Raw genomic sequence first — 17828 nt, 5'->3', positions numbered from 1 at the left:
CGGAAAAAGCTGACGATTGTACTCAAGCTTTGGCGAAACGCACGGGGTTTTTGCGAATGGAAATGGATCCAAAAAAGCCCGTAGCGGGTTTGCCAACGGAGCCGGTGCCGCGGCGGGTGGCAACGGCTTTGCGGGTGTTTGCGGCTAACCTTGCAAGGCGCGCGGGCGGTGGCTGCGTTCCTCGGCTTGCGGCGCCGTCGCCGCCTGCAGATGGAAGTCGAAGGCCAGCTCGGCAAAGCGCCCACCCTGCACGCCACGGTCATGCGCTGCCGCGGCATCCTCGACAAAGCGCAGCTCGCCGATCAACCCGTCACGGGTGGCATAGGCGAAGTCATCCCACAGATACCGGTCGCCGGCAAAATTGATCTGGGTGGTCAGGTACCGGTGCCCAGGTGCCGAAATGAAGAAGTGCACGTGCGCCGGGCGCTGGCCGTGACGACCGAGCTGGTCCAGGCACTCCTGGGTAGGCCCCTGTGGGTCGCAGCCGTAGCCCGACGGCACGATCGAGCGCGCCCGGTAGCGGCCCTCGGCATCGGTGACGATGCGGCGGCGCAGGTTGTACGCGGACTGGCTCGAATCGAAGTACGAGTACGTGCCTTGGGTGTTGGCGTGCCACAGATCGACGGTCGCGCCCGCCAACGGCCGGCCGTCGGCAGCAAAGACCTGGCCGTGCAGGAACATCACCACCCCGGGGTCGGTGCCGTCATCCAAGCGCGCCTCCCCTTCTGCCAGCGGGGCACCGGCAACGTACAGCGGCCCTTCGATGGTGCGCGGGGTCCCCCCGCTTTCGATCGACTCATCGGCCATGATCGGTGCCGGGCTGCGCTGGTTCAGGCGCACCTGGCCAGCGCGGTTGATGCGCGAAATCGGCTGCTCGATCAGGTCGATGCCGTTGTCGCCCAGTACCTGGCATGCCCGCAGCGCCTGGGACTCGTCCCAGTACTGGTTGACGTCGACCCGCACGCTGGCGCTGTCGCCCAGTTCGCGCTTGATCGCCACCACATGCCTGAGGTCCTGGTCCACCGGGTTGGCACCGATCTTCAGCTTGAACACCCGGTGGCGGCGTATTTCCAGCATGTGCTGGGCTTCGGCGATATCACGCGCAGTGTCGCCGCTGGCCAGGGTCCAGGCCACCTCCAGGCTGTCGCGTACACGGCCACCCAGCAGTTCGCTGACCGGCAGGCCCAGGCGCTTGCCCTGGGCGTCGAGCAACGCGCTTTCGAGCCCGGACTTGGCAAAGGTGTTGCCTTTGGCCAATTTGTCCAGCTTGAGCATGGCCGCGTTGATGTTGTCTGCCGGCAGGCCGAGCAGCGCCGGGGCCAGGTACGCGTCGATGTTGGCCTTGATACCCTCGGGGCTTTCGTAGCCATAGGCCAGGCCGCCAATGGTGGTGGCCTCGCCCAGGCCTTCCACGCCATCGCTGCAGCGCACGCGCAATACCACCAGGGTCTGCTGCTGCAGGGTGTGCATTGCCAGCTTGTGCGGGCGAATGGTGGGCAGGTCGACGATGACTGCCTCGATACGTTCAATCAGCGCGCTTGTCATTGTTGCCAGGTCTCGTCAGGTCGGGAGGGCGAAGGCCAGCCCGGATGGTGCATGTGCTTGCTTGTGCGAAGATTGCGCGAGACCCTGCGCAGCGTCCAATATCATATGAATCTCTCACCATACCCTGGAGGTCTGATGGAGCTACGCCACCTGCGCTACTTCAAGGTCCTGGCAGAAACCTTGAACTTCACCCGCGCCGCTGAGCTGCTGCACATTGCCCAGCCACCGCTGAGCCGGCAGATCAGCCAGCTCGAAGACGAGCTCGGCACCCTGTTGGTCGCGCGCGAACGCCCGCTGCGGCTGACCGATGCAGGCCGTTTTTTCTATGAGCAAACCTGCACCGTGCTGCAGCAGTTGCAGAGCATCAACGACAACACCCGGCGTATCGGCCAGGGCCAGCGCCAGTGGCTGGGCATCGGTTTTGCCCCCTCCACCCTGTACACCGTGCTGCCCGACTTGATCCGCGAGCTGCGCCAGGACAGCGACCTGGAGCTGGGCCTGAGCGAAATGACCACGCTGCAGCAGGTGCAAGCCCTGAAAAGCGGGCGTATCGACATTGCCTTTGGCCGCATCCGCATCGACGATCCGGCCATTGAGCAGCAGGTACTGTGCGAGGACCCGCTGGTAGCGGTGCTACCCAAGGGCCACCCGCTGTCTGGCAGCCCATTGAGCCTGGCGCAACTGGCGGCGGAGGCGTTCATCCTTTACCCGGCCAACCCTCGGCCCAGTTATGCCGACCATGTGCTGGCGCTGTTTGCCCAGCACGGCATGAGCATCCGGGTCAGCCAGTGGGCCAATGAGTTGCAGACAGCGATCGGCCTGGTGGCAGTAGGTGTCGGTATCACCCTGGTGCCGGCATCGGTGCAGCAGCAGCACCGCACCGACATTGAATACGTGGGCCTGCTGGACAGCAGCGCGGTCAGCCCGATCATTCTCAGCCGCCGCCAGGGGGATATCAGCCCGATGGTGCAGCGATGCCTGGCCTTGCTCGAGCGACAGGCTGGCTGAGGCGAGTGCTGCAACGGCATAGGTAGCGATGCGTTGCATGGGCTGTGCATGTACCGGGAGGTCTATGTGGCAGGCAAAGGGGATGCTGAGGCCTGAAATGCCTAGTACCCGGTCATTTCCAGGTACCCACGGCCACCGGCACTGCCGCTCAAGCGCACCGGCCCTTCCCAATACGGGAAGCGCGTCTGCATCCACGCCTGCGGCTGAACAGCATCGACCTGCACATCCACCCCGTGCTCAGGCACCTGCACCCGCCAGCGGGTCGGCAGCTGCTTGCCATTGCCCTGTGGGGCCCAGGCCAACGGCTGCAAGCGGATCTGTGCCGGCAACAGCGCTAGCCCCTGGCCCTGCGGGTCGATCCAGGTGCCGGCGCGATACGCCTCCCCGTGCGCTTCGCGCACCTGGAACAGCATCAGCTTGGCGCCGCTGTCCAGGTGCAGCGAGAACCAGTCCCAGCCCGTTTGCCCGGCGGCCAGCGGCTGGCTGCTCCATTCCCGGTCCAGCCAGGCCTGGCCAGTCACCGCGATGCACAGGCCGTCGCGCTCGACCTCGCCGCGCACCCGGTAGAACGGCTGGCTGTAGTAGTAAGAAGCCTGGCCCTTGCCCGACTTTTCGCTGTAGCCCTGCTGGCCGTGCAGCACCAGAGGCCGCTCGCTGCGCAACTGCAGGTCGTAGCGAAAACCTTTGCCAGCGGCCGTCATGCGCAGGTTGTCGATACCGCCCGGCCCCTGCAGCGACCAATCGTCGATCCACGCCCGAAACGGCTGGGCCTGCACACCCGCCTGGCCAATCCCGCCACGGGCCAGGGTTTCAGCTGACCGATGGCCGCCGGGGCCGGTCAACGCGGCGTGGCCCATCCACAGGTTCGGGCTCTGCCAATCGCCGGTCTCCGGGCCGGGGCGCAGGGCCGAGCGGAACAGCGTCCACTGCGCGCCCCAGTCACGCCCTTGGGTGTCTTTGAGGTTGGCGGTGACGTACCACCACTCGATGCGGAAACCATCGTGGGCCGCATGGTCCCGTGGGAATTCCAGGCGATGGCCGCGGGTGACCTGGCTGAACCCGCCTGCCGGCTGGCCGAGGCCGGCATAGCTTTGCGGTGCCGGCTGATCACAGCCGCACAACAGGCTGAAGAGCAACAGCCAGGCTCTACGTTTCATCGGCAAACGGCCTCAACAGTTCGCGCGGCTGACGCCGGGCCAGTTGCCAGAGTGGCCAGGCGCTGGCCAACAGGCTGGTGAGCAGGCCCAGCAGGGCCAGTTGCAGCAACTGGGCGGGAAACACATGCAGCGGCAAACGCCAGCCGAATGCCTGAACATTCACCACCGCGACCAGGCACCAGGCCAGCAACAGGCCCAACGGCAGCGCCAACAGCACGGTGAGGCTGCTGAGCAGCAGTGCCTGGCCAAGGCTTAGCCACACCAGCTGGGTACGCCGTACCCCCAAGGCCCATAGCGGCGCCAGCTGGCGCAGACGGGACTGGCCCAAGGTCAGCAGGTTGATGAACAGCGCCACGCCGGCCACGCCCAGGGTCAGGCTGTTGAGCGCGGCGGTGGCGGCGAAGGTGCGGTTGAATACCTCGGTCGACCACCGCTTCAACTGCACCTGCTGCACGACCCGGCTGTCGTCGAGGTGAAAGCGCTGTTGCAACGCGGCTTTCAAGGCGGTCCCCTGGGGGTCGAGCAGGTCGACGCTCAAGCCTGTCAACGCAGCATCCGGCCAATGCGCGCGCAGCAATTGGGCATTCACCAGCATTTGGCCCTTGGGGTTGCCATAGTCGGCGTACAGGCCAACGACGAGCAGGCGGCGAGACGGGTCCGTGGGCAGTTTCAGGTGGTCCCCCAGGTGCAAACGCAACCGCCGCGCCAGCTGCTCACTGAGCATCACGGCCTGCCCCTCGGCCAATAGCTGCCAGGCCTGCGGCTGCTGTTCCAGCAACGGCCACCGGCTGTGATAAACGGGGTGGTCGACAATGCCCTGCACCTGGACCGGCCAGCCTTGCACCTGCGTTTCGACGCGCCAGCCAGGCAAAACCACCCGCACGGCAGGTTGCTGCCCCAGCCACTGGGCTATCTGCAGGCCTTGCGCGGTATCGCTTGGGCTCACGTACAGGTCGGCGGACAAGCGCTGGTCCAGCCAGCCGACAAAGGTTTTGCGAAAGCCCTCGGTCATGCTGCCCACACCCACGCTGGCAGCCAGCGCCAGCAGCAAGGCCATCAGCGCCAGGCTCAAGGCAGGCAACTGCTGGCGGCTGTCGGCGACGAACCACTGGGCCAACGGCCGCTGACAACGGCGCGCCAACCAGGCCAGCACCCTGTCGAGCCAGGCTGGCAACGCCAATGCCGCCCCCAGCAGCAGCGCCGCCAGCATACCGAAGGCGCTGGGCAGGCTGTCACCGAACACCCCACAAGCTGACGCCAGCACCAGCAACAGGCCCGCTACCCAAGCCTGACGCCTCAGCCACGGCCCCTGTGCCAGGCGCCATGCTTGCGGCTGCGCCAACGCCAGCAAGGGCAAGCGCGCGGCGCGCAGGATGCTGCCCAGCCCGGCCAGCAGTGCACCGAGCACGCTCACCAGCACGCCCCATAACCACCACTGCGCAGGCAGGTTCAACGTGCCTGCGACCTGCGCGCCATACAGGCCGCGCAGGCTGGCGGCGACATCGGGCAGCAACCAGGCCGCCACCGCATAGCCACTGGCAACCCCGGCCAGCCCGCCGAGCACTGCGAACAGCCCCAGCTCCAGCCCCAGGGCACACAGCAGGGTAGCCAGGCTGACACCACAGGCGCGCAGGTTGCGAATCAGCCCGCGCCGCTGTTCCAATGCCAGGCCAATCGCGGCATGGGCAATGAACAGGCCGACGACGAAGGCCAACAGGCCTAGCGCAGTGAGGTTGAGGTGGAAGCTGTCGGTCAGGCGCTGCAAACCGCCATCATCCTGCCGGGGTTGCACGACAAGGTCAGCCGCAATCTCGGCAGGCAAAGGCCCCGGGCTTGCCGCTACCAGCAGGCGTGACAACTGCCGCGGTGCCTGCAGCAAGGCCTGCGCGTGGCCGATATCGACCACGATCACCCCGGGGGCCAGCTCGGCTTGCACCAGCAACGGTGGCAGCGGTTGCCCATCGCGGTCGTGGGCCACCTGCCCTGCGGTCATGTTCAACAGGCGCAAGGTGTCTGGCCCGACCCAGGCCTGCCCGGGCACGCCGATGAACGCCTGCAGGTCGAACGCCTGGGGCTGCACCCCGGCAATACTGCTGGCCGCCGGCAGGCTCAATGGCTCGATGCCGATCAGGCGCACACTGCGCCCGGGCTCGCCTGGCAGGCGCAGGCGCCCCTCCAGCACCGGCGACACCGCCCAACCCAGCCTGCGCAGTTGCACGTACAGCGCCTGGTCAAAGCGTTCGCCGTGGCGTGGCAGCAGTTGCGTCTGCAGCGGCCCGGCCAGCACCGCACTGGCCCTGGCGTAGTCGCTGCGTGCCTGGCTGTTCAAGGCCTGCACCCCGGTCCATAACGCCGTGGCCAGCCACAGCCCGGTGAAGATGCTGAAAAACTGCACGCGGTGGCGCCGCCAGTGGCTGAGCAATGCCAACAGGGCCAGCGACAGCAGCCTCATGCGCCCTGCCCGCTGCGCACACGGCCACCCTGCAGGTAGCAACGTTGCTGCAGCCGCGCCGCCAGCCGAGGGCTGTGGGTGACCATCAGCAGGCCACTGCCAGCCTCGCTGACCAGTTGCAGCAACAGGCTCAGCACTTCGTCGCTGGTGGCTTCGTCAAGGCTGCCGGTGGGTTCGTCAGCCAATAACCAGGCCGGGCGCCCAGCCAATGCGCGGCCGATGGCCACGCGTTGCTGCTGGCCGCCCGACAGTTGTTCAGGGTAACGCCCGAGCAGGTCAGCCAGGCCCAGGCGTTGAGCCAGGTGGGCGCCCCATTCGGGATCGTGCCGGTTGGCCAGCCGGGCCTGGAATGCCAGGTTGCTGCCCACGTCCAGGCTGCTGATCAGGTTGTACTGCTGGAACACCAGGCCAATCCCCTGTCGCCGCCACAGTGCCAGGGACGCCTCCGAGCGGCTGTCCAGGGCACTGCCGTCAATCAGGATGCGCCCGCTGTCGGCACGGTCCAGGCCGGCCACCAGGTGCAGCAAGGTGCTCTTGCCACTGCCAGACTCGCCCATCAAGGCCAGGCTGCTGGCGCGCGGCAGGCACAGGTCGACACCCTGCAACACCGGCAACGGCCCTTGGGGGGTGGCAAATGATTTGTGCAGGTTTTCGATGGCCAGCATCGGGGGGGCCTTGGGGTATCGGGTGACTATCCAGTAATAGCAGGTCACGGACACATAGGAGAGACGCGCCCATCAATGGATCCACAGGCGATTCGATAATCGCACAAATAGCACTACTCATTACCTAAAGTCAGATTGACCACGGACGGGCATATGGCTCTAATGGATCCATTACAAAAAAACAAAACCTGGAGAGCCTTCATGTACCCGAAAAACACCTGGTACGTTGCCTGCACCCCTGACGAAATTGCCGACAAGCCCCTGGGCCGACAGATCTGCGGCGAAAAAATCGTGTTTTACCGTGGCCAGCAGAACCGCGTAGCCGCTGTCGAGGATTTCTGCCCGCACCGAGGGGCGCCGTTATCCCTCGGCTACGTGGAGGACGGCAACCTGGTCTGCGGCTATCACGGCCTGGTCATGGGCTGCGACGGCAAGACGGTGTCGATGCCTGGCCAGCGGGTTCGCGGCTTTCCGTGCAACAAGGCGTTTGCCGTTGTGGAGCGCCATGGCTTCATCTGGGTCTGGCCTGGCGACCAGGCGCAAGCCGACCCAGCGCTTATCCCGCACCTGGAATGGGCAGACAATGAAGAGTGGGCCTACGGCGGAGGGCTGTTCCACATTGGCTGCGACTATCGCCTGATGATCGACAACCTTATGGACCTGACCCACGAAACCTACGTGCATGCCTCCAGCATCGGCCAGAAGGAAATCGACGAAGCGCCGCCCGTCACCACCGTCACCGGCGACGAGGTGGTCACCGCCCGGCACATGGAAAACATCATGGCCCCGCCCTTCTGGCGCATGGCCCTGCGCGGCAACGGCCTGGCCGACGATGTGCCGGTGGACCGCTGGCAGATCTGCCGCTTCACCCCACCCAGCCACGTCCTGATCGAAGTGGGTGTGGCACATGCCGGCAAGGGTGGCTACCACGCTGCAGCGCAGCACAAGGCCGCGAGCATCGTGGTCGACTTCATCACCCCGGAAAGCGACACCTCGATCTGGTACTTCTGGGGCATGGCGCGCAATTTTGCCGCGCACGACCAGAACCTGACCGCCGACATCCGCGAGGGCCAGGGCAAGATTTTCAGCGAGGACCTGGAAATGCTCGAGCGCCAGCAACAAAACCTGCTGGCCAACCCTGGGCGCAACCTGCTGAAGCTGAACATCGATGCCGGTGGCGTGCAATCGCGCAAGGTGCTGGAGCGGGTCATCGCCAAAGAGCGTGCAGCACAGCCGCAACTGATCGCCACCAGCGCCACCCCTGCCTGAGGAGCCACCGACATGATCGATGCCATCGTGGTATCCCGTAACGATGAAGCGCAGGGTATCTGCAGTTTCGAGCTGGCCTCGGCAGATGGCAGCCTGCTGCCGGCATTCAGCGCCGGGGCCCACATTGACGTGCACCTGCCCGATGGCCTGGTGCGCCAGTATTCGCTGTGCAACCACCCGCAAGAGCGCCACCGCTACCTGATCGGCGTACTCCATGACCCGGCTTCGCGGGGCGGCTCACGCAGCCTGCACGAGCAGGTGCAGGTCGGCGCGCGGCTGCAGATCAGTGCACCGCGCAACCTGTTCCCGCTGGCCGATGGGGCGCGGCGCAGCCTGCTGTTTGCCGGCGGCATCGGCATTACCCCGATCCTGTGCATGGCCGAGCAGTTGGCCCACAGTGGCCACGATTTCGAGCTGCACTACTGCGCCCGCTCCAGTGAGCGTGCCGCATTCGTCGGGCGTATCCGCAACGCGCCCTTTGCCGACCGCTTGTTCGTGCATTTTGACCAGCAGCCGGAAACGGCGCTGGACGCTCGCCAGGTGCTGGGCAACCCGCAAGCTGACGTGCACCTGTATGTGTGCGGGCCGGGCGGGTTCATGCAGCATGTGCTGGGCAGCGCCAGGGAGCTGGGCTGGCAGGAGGCCAACCTGCACCGCGAGTATTTCGCAGCCGCACCCGTGGACGCCAGCAACGACGGCAGCTTCTCGGTACAGGTCAACAGCACCGGCCAAGTGTTCGAGGTGCCAGCCGACCAGACCGTGGTACAGGTACTGGAGCAAAACGGCATCGAGATCGCCATGTCGTGCGAGCAAGGTATTTGCGGCACGTGCCTGACCCGCGTACTGCAGGGCACGCCAGACCACCGCGACCTGTTCCTGACCGAAGAGGAACAAGCCCTCAACGATCAGTTCACGCCTTGCTGCTCGCGCGCGAAAACACCGTTACTGGTGCTGGATATCTGAAGCGGCCAGCGCACTGGGAAGGATCACCTGCATGCCGGTGCCCGAGGCGTTTGCGCCGAAGGTTTCGGCATAGCGCAAGGTTGCATTGGCATGCTCGCGCATGATCGCTTCGGCGCGGGCACCCTGGCGGTTGACCAGGGCATCGAACACGGCATGGTGCTGCATGTGGGCGAAGTTGAAGCGCCGGTATTCACGGGCCAGGTCGTGGCGGTCTACCGCCAGCGCCGTGACCGAGGCGAATGGCAGGTGGTCGTTGCGCGCCAGCGCCACGGTAATGGCCGGGTTGTGGCTGGCTTCGATGATCACCTGATGAAAGCGCATGTTCAGATCGTGGTAGGCCTGCAGGTCTTCTTCGGTTACGAAGCCCTTGTCGAACAGCTGGTCGCCCTCTATCAGGCACTGCTGCAGTGCCGCACGGGCCGGCGCGGCCAAGCCGCGCTCGGCAGCCTGGCGGGCGGCCAGGCCTTCGAGCACACCGCGCACCTCGACTGCACCGGCAATGTCATCGGCGCTCACCGAACGCACTTGAAAGCCCCGGCCGCCGAAGCGGACCAGCAGGCCTTCCTGTTCGAGCGTGCGAAAGGCCATGCGCACCGGCATGCGTGAAACGCCGAACAGTTCGGCAGTGGGAACTTCCATCAGGCGCTCGCCGGCCGCCAGCTCGCCTGAGGCGATCATCTTGCGCAACGCGACCAGCACCATTTGACCGGGCTTGCTCATCCAGGCAACTTCCAGGGAAACTAGCCGGCATCTTAGCGCAAGCCGGGCTCGAGTAGTCAGTGGCTCAGCGCATCGCTGACCGCCACTGGGGCCGGCCTGGGTGCGCGCAGCAGTAGCAGGCACCCCGCCGCCAGCACGAACACACTGGCAAACACCCCATACAAGTGCAGCGGCTGCCAGCCGCCATCGAGCAGCACACCCGCGACGGTGGGCGACACAATGGCGCCCATACGCCCGATGCCGATGCCCCACCCCACGCCGGTGGCGCGCACCGATGCGTCGTAGACCACCGGCGACAAGGCATACAAGCCGGCCACGCAGCCGTTGGCGAACAGCCCGATCAACAGGCCCAGGGCCAATGCCGCGCTAGCCGAGGCGCCGTTGGCCACGAACAGCACCAGCAGCGCCGCAGTGGTCAGCATGAACAGCGCCAGCACGCGGGTAAGCGGCCAGCGCGAGGCCAGCCCGCCGATCAGCGCCGCGCCGAGGATGCCGCCCACGCTCAACAGAACACCGCCCGTAATGCCTTGCTGCGCGGACAGCCCGGCAGCCACCAGCAGCTTCGGGGTCCAGCTCATGACGAAGTAGAAACCGAACATGACCAGGAAGAACAGCAGCCAGATCACCAGCGTGGTCCGGCGCATGGCCGGCGCCAACAGTTGCCGGAAACCGCTGGCACTGCCCGGCACCCTGGCCGCAAGCGCTGGCAGCTGCGCCAGTGCCGGGTGGCCTAGCCTTGCCGCCAAGCGATTGACCCGCACCAGGGCGTTGGCGGGCCGGCGTGCCAGCAGAAAGTCCAGCGACTCCGGCAACCACAACCACACCAGCGGTAACACGCAGACGGTGACGATACCGCCGAACAGAAACACCGACCGCCAACCCCACTGCCCCAGCAGCCACACCGCCAGCAAACCGCCCAGGGTTGCCCCCAGGGCATAGCCGGTGGACTGCAGGCTGACCGCCAGGCCGCGCCAGCGTTTGCTGGCATATTCGCTGGCAATGACGAATCCAGGGGCTAACGCAAGCACGGCTCAGGCCGGTGATGACATTCTGATCAGCCCAAAAACCAAAAATTTAAATCTTAATTATCAGTACTTTACATATTCATGATTACCGTCAATTCGCGTTCGTTTATCGAACAGATTCAGTACATGGATCCATATCGATCACGGCATTACCGCATAGGCCTGTCATCGCACCCGGCGCCATGAACAAATCTTCATATAGCGCCCCAGCGCCCTGACCATGCGGCGCACAGCGCAAGCCAGGCTACCGCCAGCCACCACCCGGCTTGAGGCTGCCGGGTGGGTTGCGTAGCATCCCCCGCCCGTTCGCGCGCCTGCACATCGACGCGTAACCCGCACAAAAGAGCCCCGAATGCCGCAACCTATCCCCCTCAAGGACCACGAAAAGGAAAAGCACCTGGTCAACCGCCGGCTTCTGGCCTGCGCCGCCCTGGTCTTCAGCCTGTGTGCCGTGCTGGTGGGTCGGCTCTATGTGCTGCAGGTGCTGCAGCACGACCAGCAGAGTGCCGTGTCGGAAAACAACCGCGTGCATGTGCTGCCCATCGCCCCTGAGCGCGGGCTTATCTACGACCGCAACGGCGTGGTGCTGGCCGACAACAAGCCCAGCTTCGACCTGACCATCACCCGCGAGCGGACCGGCGGCAATTCGGCCAAGGTGCTCGACACCCTGACCCAGGTGCTGGGGCTGAACGAGGACGACCGCAAGCAGTTCGACAAGGACCTGCGCCGGGGCCGCAAGCCGTTCGAGCCGGTCACCCTGATAGTGGGGCTGAGCGAAGAGCAGATCGCCCTGGTGGCGGTCAACCAGTTCCGCCTGCCGGGCCTGGAGGTCGAACCACAGTTCATCCGCGAGTACCCGCTGGGCGCGCATTTCGCCCATTCGGTTGGCTACGTGGGCCGTATCAACGAGAAGGAGGCCAAGGTAGTCGACAGCACCGAATACCGGGGCACCCAGTCGATTGGCAAGACCGGCATCGAGCGCTTCTACGAAAGCCAGCTGCATGGCCATGTGGGCTATGAGGAAGTCGAGACCAACGCCCAGGGCCGGGTGATGCGCGTGCTCAACCACAAGGCCCCGACACCCGGGCAGGACATCGTGCTGACGCTGGACGCCCGCCTGCAAGTCGCTGCAGAAAAGGCCCTGGGCGACCGCCGTGGCTCGGTCGTGGTGCTGGACCCGGCCAATGGTGACGTGCTGGCCATGGTCAGCAACCCCAGCTTCGACCCCAACCTGTTCGTCAAGGGCATCAGCTTCAAGCAGTACGCACAATTGCGCGATTCGATCGACCGCCCACTGTTCAACCGCGTGCTGCGCGGCCTGTACGCGCCCGGCTCGACGGTGAAGCCGGAAGTGGCCATCGCCGGCCTCGACAGCGGCGTGATCACCCCCGGCAGCCGGGTGTTCGACCCGGGCTACTACGAGCTGCCCAACTACGCCCACAAGTACCGCAACTGGAACCGCAGCGGTGACGGCTGGGTAGATATGTACACAGCCATCATGCGCTCCAACGACACCTACTTCTACGACCTGGCGCACAAACTGGGCATCGATCGCCTGCACGACTACATGGCGGAGTTCGGCCTGGGTCAGAAGGTGTCGCTGGACATGTTCGAAGAGGCCGCCGGCCTGATGCCTTCTGCCGAATGGAAACGGGCCACCCGGCGCCAGGCCTGGTTCCCTGGCGAAACACTGATCCTTGGCATCGGCCAGGGCTACATGCAGGTCACCCCGTTGCAGCTGGCCCAGGCCACCAGCCTGCTGGCCAGCAAGGGCGTGTGGCACCGCCCGCACCTGGCCATGACCGTAGGCGGCGATGCACCGGTCGACCCCCACCCGATGCCCGACATCGTGCTGCATGACAAGCACGCCTGGGACCAGGTCAGCCAGGGCATGCAGATGGTCATGCACGACCCGCGGGGTATCGCCCGTGCGGCCGCTGCCGGCGCGCAGTACCGGATTGCCGGCAAAAGCGGCACCGCACAGGTGGTGGCGATCAAGCAGGGTGAACGCTACAACCGTGACAAGACACTGGAACGGCACCGCGACAATGCCCTGTTCGTCGGCTTTGCCCCGGCTGACCACCCGGCCGTGGTGGTGGCGGTGATGATCGAGAACGGCGAAGCCGGTGGCCGGGTGGCGGGGCCTGTGGTGCGTGAAGTGATGGACGCCTACCTGCTGGATGAACAGGGGCACCTGAAGCCCGAGTATGCGGGTGCCGTGCCACCGCGCACTACGCCGCATACCTGATGCTGCGCGGGCCTGCTGGCTGAGCGGGCCCGCGCTTCAAGCCCAGAGCAGCCCCGTGCCCTCAGTGCTGCTCACCGGTACGAGGCATCAGCTCGTAGGGGTGCTTCCACCCTGGCATGGCTTGGATGCGTGCCTTCCATGCCTCGATGTGGGTGAACTCGGCCAACGCCATACCGGTGTCCTCCGGCATGAACACATACCCCGCCAGCGACAGGTCGGCGATGGTCAACCGCCCGCCCACCATGAACGGGGCCTTCGCCAGATGGGCATCGACAATGCGGTACGCGGCGGTGGCACGCTCGCGCAAGAACTGCGTCACGTCGGTTTCGCCCGTGTTCTTCAGGCAGAACAGGAAACGCAGCGCCGCGTAATAGCTGGTGAACTTATGGTTGTCGAACAGCATCCAGCGCCAGATTTCGCGCTTTTCGTCCGCGTCGCGGGGGCCGAATTGCCCGGTCTGCTGCGCAAGGTACTCCAGAATCAGCGCTGACTGGGTCAAGGACTTGCCAGCGTGCTCCAGCACCGGCACCTCACCCTGTTCATTGACCTCATCGCGCCAGGCTTGCTCGCGGGTCTGGCCGTTGAAGAAATCGACGAACACCGGCTGCCAGTTTTGGCCAGTCAATTGCAGCATCAGCGCGGCCTTGTAGGCGTTGCCGGATTCGGCGAAGCAATGCAGCTTGTAGTCAGGCATGGGCGAACCTTGCGGTGGCTGTGATGAGCGAATGGCAGAGCAGACCACGCGCACCGCGTGGCGGTCAATGCCCGGTACCACCTGCGGGCATGCATTCTGCCAACGAACAACGGAACTACTTTCACACTGATGCTTTCTTAACCTCTGAGTGGTTTATTCCTTGGGCTTCACCCTTCTGGAGAACACGACATGCGCCACCTACTCATCGCACCTGCGCTGCTGCTCCTGCTGCCTGCCGGTGCCGCACTGGCCCGCGTCGATGCGGGCGACGTCGCCACCTCGGCCGGTGTTTCCGCTTCGCTGTATTCCACCTTCAAAGATGACAAACGCATCATTCCAGCCCGCGACGAGCTTTCGGCGTTCGTTGCCAGTGGGGGTGCGATTCGCGGCGCTTATGTCGAAGCCGCACTGGAACAGGCCCGCAAGGACCACCCAGGGCTCCAGGCCGACGACGAAGAGCTGGCCAGGGCCATTCTGTCGCAGGATGACCGCATCGCTGATCGTTGAATCAGACTTGCACCCGCCTCTGCGTGAATCTACCCACGCCGAGGCCGGTGCAGGTTCGGCTTACTCCCAACCATCCATACGCATGGTCGCCCTGACCAGGCGCTGGTCCTCCTGTTCGATCTCCCGCAAACTGTCGCGAATGCCATTGATGTGCTCGCGCGCCGCGCGCTGGGCCTGTTCCGGCAACTGCTCCATCACCGCGTGATACAGGCGTGCATGCTGGCGATCGATCTGGCGTTTCTGCGCCGGCCGGCAGTACAGGTTGTTGACCGACGCAAACACTGTGTTAAGGGTCAGATCGCTCAGCGATTGCAGGGTATGTACCAGCACGGGGTTGTGCGAGGCCTCGCTGATCGCCCGATGGAACGCATGATCGCGGTGGGCGTGCTCACGGGCATCAATGGCCTCGACGGCCTGATGCGCGGCCAGCATCTCCTCATAGCGGCGGCGGATCAGCAAGCGGTCCACGTCGGTGGCGCGCAACGCTGCCAGCCGGGCAGATTCGGCCTCCAGCAAAGCGCGCACTTCCAGCAAGTCGAACAATGTGCGCGGCTGTGAGCTGAACAGATGCATCAACGGCGTGTGGCCCGCCTGCCCGGTGAGGTCGGCAACAAAGGAGCCGCGCCCGTGCTCGGTGTCGATGATGCCCCGCCCGCGCAGCACCCGCAGCCCCTCACGCAGTGCAGAGCGCGAGCACCCCAGCTTCTCGACAAGCCGCCGCTCCGAAGGCAATGCCTGGCCCACCTTGAGCACGCCGTCGACAATCAGCCGCTCGACCCGCTCGGCCACCTGGTCGGCCACCTTCGCCCTGCCCTCGTTCGCCATTGCGCACCCTCCTGCTGGTAGGACCACTTGCACACCCGCCTGCAATCTAGCCAAGCCAGGCCACCAACGGCCAGTACCCAGCGGAAAAACTGGTAGGACCAGTGGCGAGCCCACTCGACCCAGACTAGCACCGCGCGCAGGCTGCAAGCGTGACCGCTTTGCCAACAACAATAAAAACCGTTGCCGAGTGAGCTAATGACCATTCTCTACGACGAACGCGTCGATGGTGCGCTGCCCAGCAGTGACCGCGAGGGGCTGTTGCAGGCATTGCAGGCTGCCCTGCCCGACCTGCACGTTTTGCACCGTGAGGAAGACCTCAAGCCCTACGAGTGCGACGGCCTGTCGGCCTACCGCACCGTACCGTTGCTGGTCGTGCTGCCCGAACGCCTGGAACAGGTGCAGGCGCTGCTCAAGCTGTGCCATCAACGCGGCGTACCGGTAGTGGCGCGCGGCGCCGGTACCGGCCTGTCCGGTGGCGCCCTGCCGTTGGCCAAGGGCATTCTGCTGGTCATGGCGCGCTTCAACCGCATCCTGGAGGTCAACCCGCAGGGTCGCTTCGCCCGGGTGCAGCCCGGGGTACGCAACCTGGCCATTTCCCAGGCTGCAGCCCCCCATGGCCTGTACTACGCACCTGACCCCTCTTCGCAAATAGCCTGCTCCATCGGCGGCAATGTGGCTGAAAACGCCGGCGGCGTGCACTGTTTGAAGTACGGCCTGACCGTGCACAACCTGCTCAAGGTCGAAATACTCACCGTCGAGGGTGAACGCCTGACCCTTGGCAGCGATGCCCTCGACTGCCCTGGCTTCGACCTGCTGGCGTTGTTCACCGGCTCCGAAGGCATGCTCGGCATCGTCACCGAAGTGACCGTCAAGCTGCTGCCCAAGCCGCAAGTCGCACGGGTGTTGCTGGCCAGCTTCGACAGTGTCGAGGACGCCGGCCGCGCCGTGGCCCAGATCATTGCTGCCGGGATCATTCCCGGCGGCCTGGAGATGATGGACAACCTGGCAATCCGCGCCGCCGAGGACTTCATCCACGCGGGCTACCCGGTGGAGGCGGCAGCCATCCTGCTGTGCGAGCTGGACGGTGTCGAGGCCGATGTGCACGCTGACTGCGAACGGGTCGCGGCCGTGCTGGCGCAAGCCGGCGCCCGCGACGTGCGGCTGGCCTGCGACGAGGCCGAGCGGGTGCGTTTCTGGGCCGGGCGCAAGAACGCCTTCCCGGCCGTGGGGCGCATTTCACCCGACTACTACTGCATGGACGGCACCATCCCACGCCGCGAGCTGCCGCGCGTGCTGAAAGGCATCAGCGACTTGTCCAGCGAATACGGCCTGCGCGTGGCCAATGTGTTCCATGCCGGCGACGGCAACATGCACCCGCTGATCCTGTTCGATGCCAACCTGCCGGGTGAACTGGAGCGCGCCGAGGCTATCGGCGGCAAGATTCTCGAACTGTGCGTGGCCGTGGGCGGCAGCATCACGGGTGAACACGGGGTCGGCCGGGAAAAGATCAACCAGATGTGCGCACAGTTCAACAGCGACGAAATCACCTTGTTCCATGCGGTCAAGGCTGCGTTCGACCCACAAGGCCTGCTCAACCCCGGCAAGAACATCCCCACCTTGCACCGCTGCGCCGAATTCGGCGCGTTGCACGTGCACCACGGGCAACTGCCTTTTCCCGAGCTGGAGCGTTTCTGATGAGCATGGACCACGACGACAGCCAGGCCCTGCTCGAACAGGTGAACCAGGCGCTGAACCAAGGGACGGCACTGCGCATTCAGGGTAGCGGCAGCAAGGCCATGCTCGGCAACCCGGTGGTGGCTGAGGTGCTGGACACCCGCCGCCACCGGGGCATCGTCAGCTACGACCCGACCGAACTGGTGCTGACCGCCCGCGCTGGCACGCCGCTGCGCGAAATCGAGGCAGCGCTGCACCAGGCTGGCCAGATGCTGCCGTGCGAACCGCCCCACCTGGGGCCTGATGCGACGTTGGGTGGCATGGTCGCGGCCGGGTTGTCCGGCCCCAGGCGGCCCTGGGCGGGGTCGGTGCGCGATTACGTACTGGGTACACGCGTGGTTACCGGCCACGGCAAGCTGCTGCGCTTTGGCGGCGAGGTCATGAAGAATGTCGCTGGCTACGATGTGTCGCGCCTGATGGCGGGCAGCTTCGGTTGCCTGGGCTTGTTGACCGAGGTGTCGCTGAAGGTGCTGCCACGCCCGCGCCAGTGCCTGAGCCTGCGGCTGCCGATGGGCCGCCACGAGGCGTTGGCCGAACTGGCCGAATGGGGCCAGCAGCCGCTGCCGATCAGCGCCGCCTGCCACCACGGCGATGCCCTGTACCTGCGCCTGGAAGGCGGCGAGGGTTCGGTGCAATCGGCGCGCCTGCGGCTGGGCGGTGAGGCGCTGGACAGCCGGTTCTGGAACGACCTGCGCGAACAGCGCATGGCCTTTTTCAACGGCCCCGCCCCGCTGTGGCGGTTATCCGTACCCATTGCCTGCGGCGAGCTGGCATTGCCCGGCGAGCAATTGATCGACTGGGGCGGGGCCCAGCGCTGGCTCAAGTCTGACGCAGAGGCGCACAGCATTCGCGAGGCGGTTGCCAGGGTGGGCGGCCACGCGACCGCCTACACCCCCGGTGCGGCCAGCAGCCCGCCACTGCCCGCTGCGCTGATGCGCTACCACCAGGCGCTCAAGCAACAGCTCGACCCCCAGGGGGTATTCAACCCCGGCCGCCTGTACCCGGACCTGTGAGGC

Annotated in this window: 13 protein-coding genes and 3 pseudogenes; 7 read left to right on the top strand and 9 right to left on the bottom strand. The window is 65.5% G+C overall.

Translation table 11 applies throughout. From position 1 onward, the window contains the following. Window positions 1–144: 144 nt before the first annotated feature. Window positions 145–786, bottom strand: a pseudogene (locus B3361_RS23990) (catechol 1,2-dioxygenase); the annotation flags it as partial. Continuing rightward, window positions 784–1545 (bottom strand): annotated as a pseudogene (locus B3361_RS23985) (muconate/chloromuconate family cycloisomerase); the annotation flags it as partial. The pseudogenes B3361_RS23990 and B3361_RS23985, both read right to left, overlap by 3 nt. Window positions 1546–1680: 135 nt before the next feature. Here B3361_RS23985 and B3361_RS04970 point away from each other — a divergent pair. Next, entirely contained in the window at window positions 1681–2553 is an 873-nt protein-coding gene (locus B3361_RS04970; RefSeq protein ID WP_054905552.1) for a LysR family transcriptional regulator, read from the top strand. Window positions 2554–2654: 101 nt separating this feature from the next. Here B3361_RS04970 and B3361_RS04965 read toward each other — a convergent pair whose 3' ends face one another. Genes B3361_RS04965 through B3361_RS04955 form a run of 3 tightly spaced genes read right to left on the bottom strand, consistent with a single transcriptional unit; the run spans window position 2655 to window position 6827 of the window. Beyond that, window positions 2655–3710 carry a lipocalin-like domain-containing protein gene (locus B3361_RS04965; protein ID WP_054905551.1) on the bottom strand — a complete coding sequence of 352 codons (1056 nt, stop codon included), beginning with the start codon at window positions 3708–3710 and terminating at the stop codon, window positions 2655–2657. Further along, window positions 3700–6162 (bottom strand): ABC transporter permease, encoded by a 2463-nt coding sequence (locus B3361_RS04960; protein WP_154211007.1) that lies wholly within the window; start codon window positions 6160–6162, stop codon window positions 3700–3702. Before B3361_RS04960 ends, B3361_RS04965 begins: the two co-directional genes overlap by 11 nt. Then, on the bottom strand, window positions 6159–6827 hold the full coding sequence (locus B3361_RS04955) for an ABC transporter ATP-binding protein (protein WP_054905549.1): 669 nt from the start codon (window positions 6825–6827) through the stop codon (window positions 6159–6161). The genes B3361_RS04960 and B3361_RS04955 overlap by 4 nt, the downstream gene beginning before the upstream one ends. A 201-nt stretch (window positions 6828–7028) precedes the next feature. Between B3361_RS04955 and B3361_RS04950 the strand changes: the two genes are divergently transcribed. Together B3361_RS04950 and B3361_RS04945 are read left to right on the top strand one after the other, a co-directional pair. Then, on the top strand, window positions 7029–8096 hold the full coding sequence (locus tag B3361_RS04950) for an aromatic ring-hydroxylating oxygenase subunit alpha (RefSeq protein ID WP_054905548.1): 1068 nt from the start codon (window positions 7029–7031) through the stop codon (window positions 8094–8096). Window positions 8097–8108: 12 nt separating this feature from the next. Further along, window positions 8109–9059: a PDR/VanB family oxidoreductase gene (locus B3361_RS04945; protein WP_054905547.1), complete on the top strand. Its 951-nt coding sequence runs from the start codon at window positions 8109–8111 to the stop codon at window positions 9057–9059. Here B3361_RS04945 and B3361_RS04940 read toward each other — a convergent pair. Beyond that, window positions 9039–9779, bottom strand: coding sequence for a GntR family transcriptional regulator (locus B3361_RS04940; RefSeq protein ID WP_009686503.1), 741 nt, complete (start codon window positions 9777–9779; stop codon window positions 9039–9041). The genes B3361_RS04945 and B3361_RS04940 overlap by 21 nt on opposite strands. Window positions 9780–9835: 56 nt before the next feature. Further along, a pseudogene (locus tag B3361_RS04935) lies at window positions 9836–10798 on the bottom strand (MFS transporter); the annotation flags it as partial. A gap of 358 nt (window positions 10799–11156) precedes the next feature. Between B3361_RS04935 and mrdA the strand changes: the two are divergent. Beyond that, window positions 11157–13052, top strand: coding sequence for a penicillin-binding protein 2 (mrdA, locus tag B3361_RS04930; protein ID WP_054905546.1), 1896 nt, complete (start codon window positions 11157–11159; stop codon window positions 13050–13052). Window positions 13053–13113: 61 nt separating this feature from the next. Here the strand turns inward: mrdA and B3361_RS04925 are convergent, their stop codons facing one another. After that, on the bottom strand, window positions 13114–13746 hold the full coding sequence (locus B3361_RS04925; RefSeq protein ID WP_054905545.1) for a glutathione S-transferase family protein: 633 nt from the start codon (window positions 13744–13746) through the stop codon (window positions 13114–13116). Window positions 13747–13935: 189 nt separating this feature from the next. Between B3361_RS04925 and B3361_RS04920 the strand changes: the two genes are divergently transcribed. Then, window positions 13936–14253 (top strand): DUF2388 domain-containing protein, encoded by a 318-nt coding sequence (locus tag B3361_RS04920; RefSeq protein WP_009686497.1) that lies wholly within the window; start codon window positions 13936–13938, stop codon window positions 14251–14253. Between the two features lie 60 nt (window positions 14254–14313). Here the strand turns inward: B3361_RS04920 and glcC are convergent, their stop codons facing one another. After that, window positions 14314–15078 (bottom strand): transcriptional regulator GlcC, encoded by a 765-nt coding sequence (gene glcC, locus B3361_RS04915; protein ID WP_054905544.1) that lies wholly within the window; start codon window positions 15076–15078, stop codon window positions 14314–14316. 195 nt (window positions 15079–15273) lie between these two features. Here glcC and glcD point away from each other — a divergent pair, with 195 nt between their 5' ends. Both glcD and glcE read left to right on the top strand, forming a co-directional pair. Beyond that, on the top strand, window positions 15274–16773 hold the full coding sequence (gene glcD, locus B3361_RS04910) for a glycolate oxidase subunit GlcD (protein WP_154211006.1): 1500 nt from the start codon (window positions 15274–15276) through the stop codon (window positions 16771–16773). Beyond that, window positions 16773–17825, top strand: coding sequence for a glycolate oxidase subunit GlcE (glcE, locus tag B3361_RS04905; RefSeq protein WP_054905078.1), 1053 nt, complete (start codon window positions 16773–16775; stop codon window positions 17823–17825). The genes glcD and glcE overlap by 1 nt, the downstream gene beginning before the upstream one ends. Window positions 17826–17828: the final 3 nt, after the last annotated feature.

It is taken from the genome of Pseudomonas sp. UBA6699, assembly GCF_002454615.1.
Classification (GTDB): Bacteria; Pseudomonadota; Gammaproteobacteria; order Pseudomonadales; family Pseudomonadaceae; genus Aquipseudomonas; species Aquipseudomonas juntendi.
Note: the sequence above shows the minus strand (reverse complement) of the source record. Positions and strands in the feature narration are given on the sequence as shown.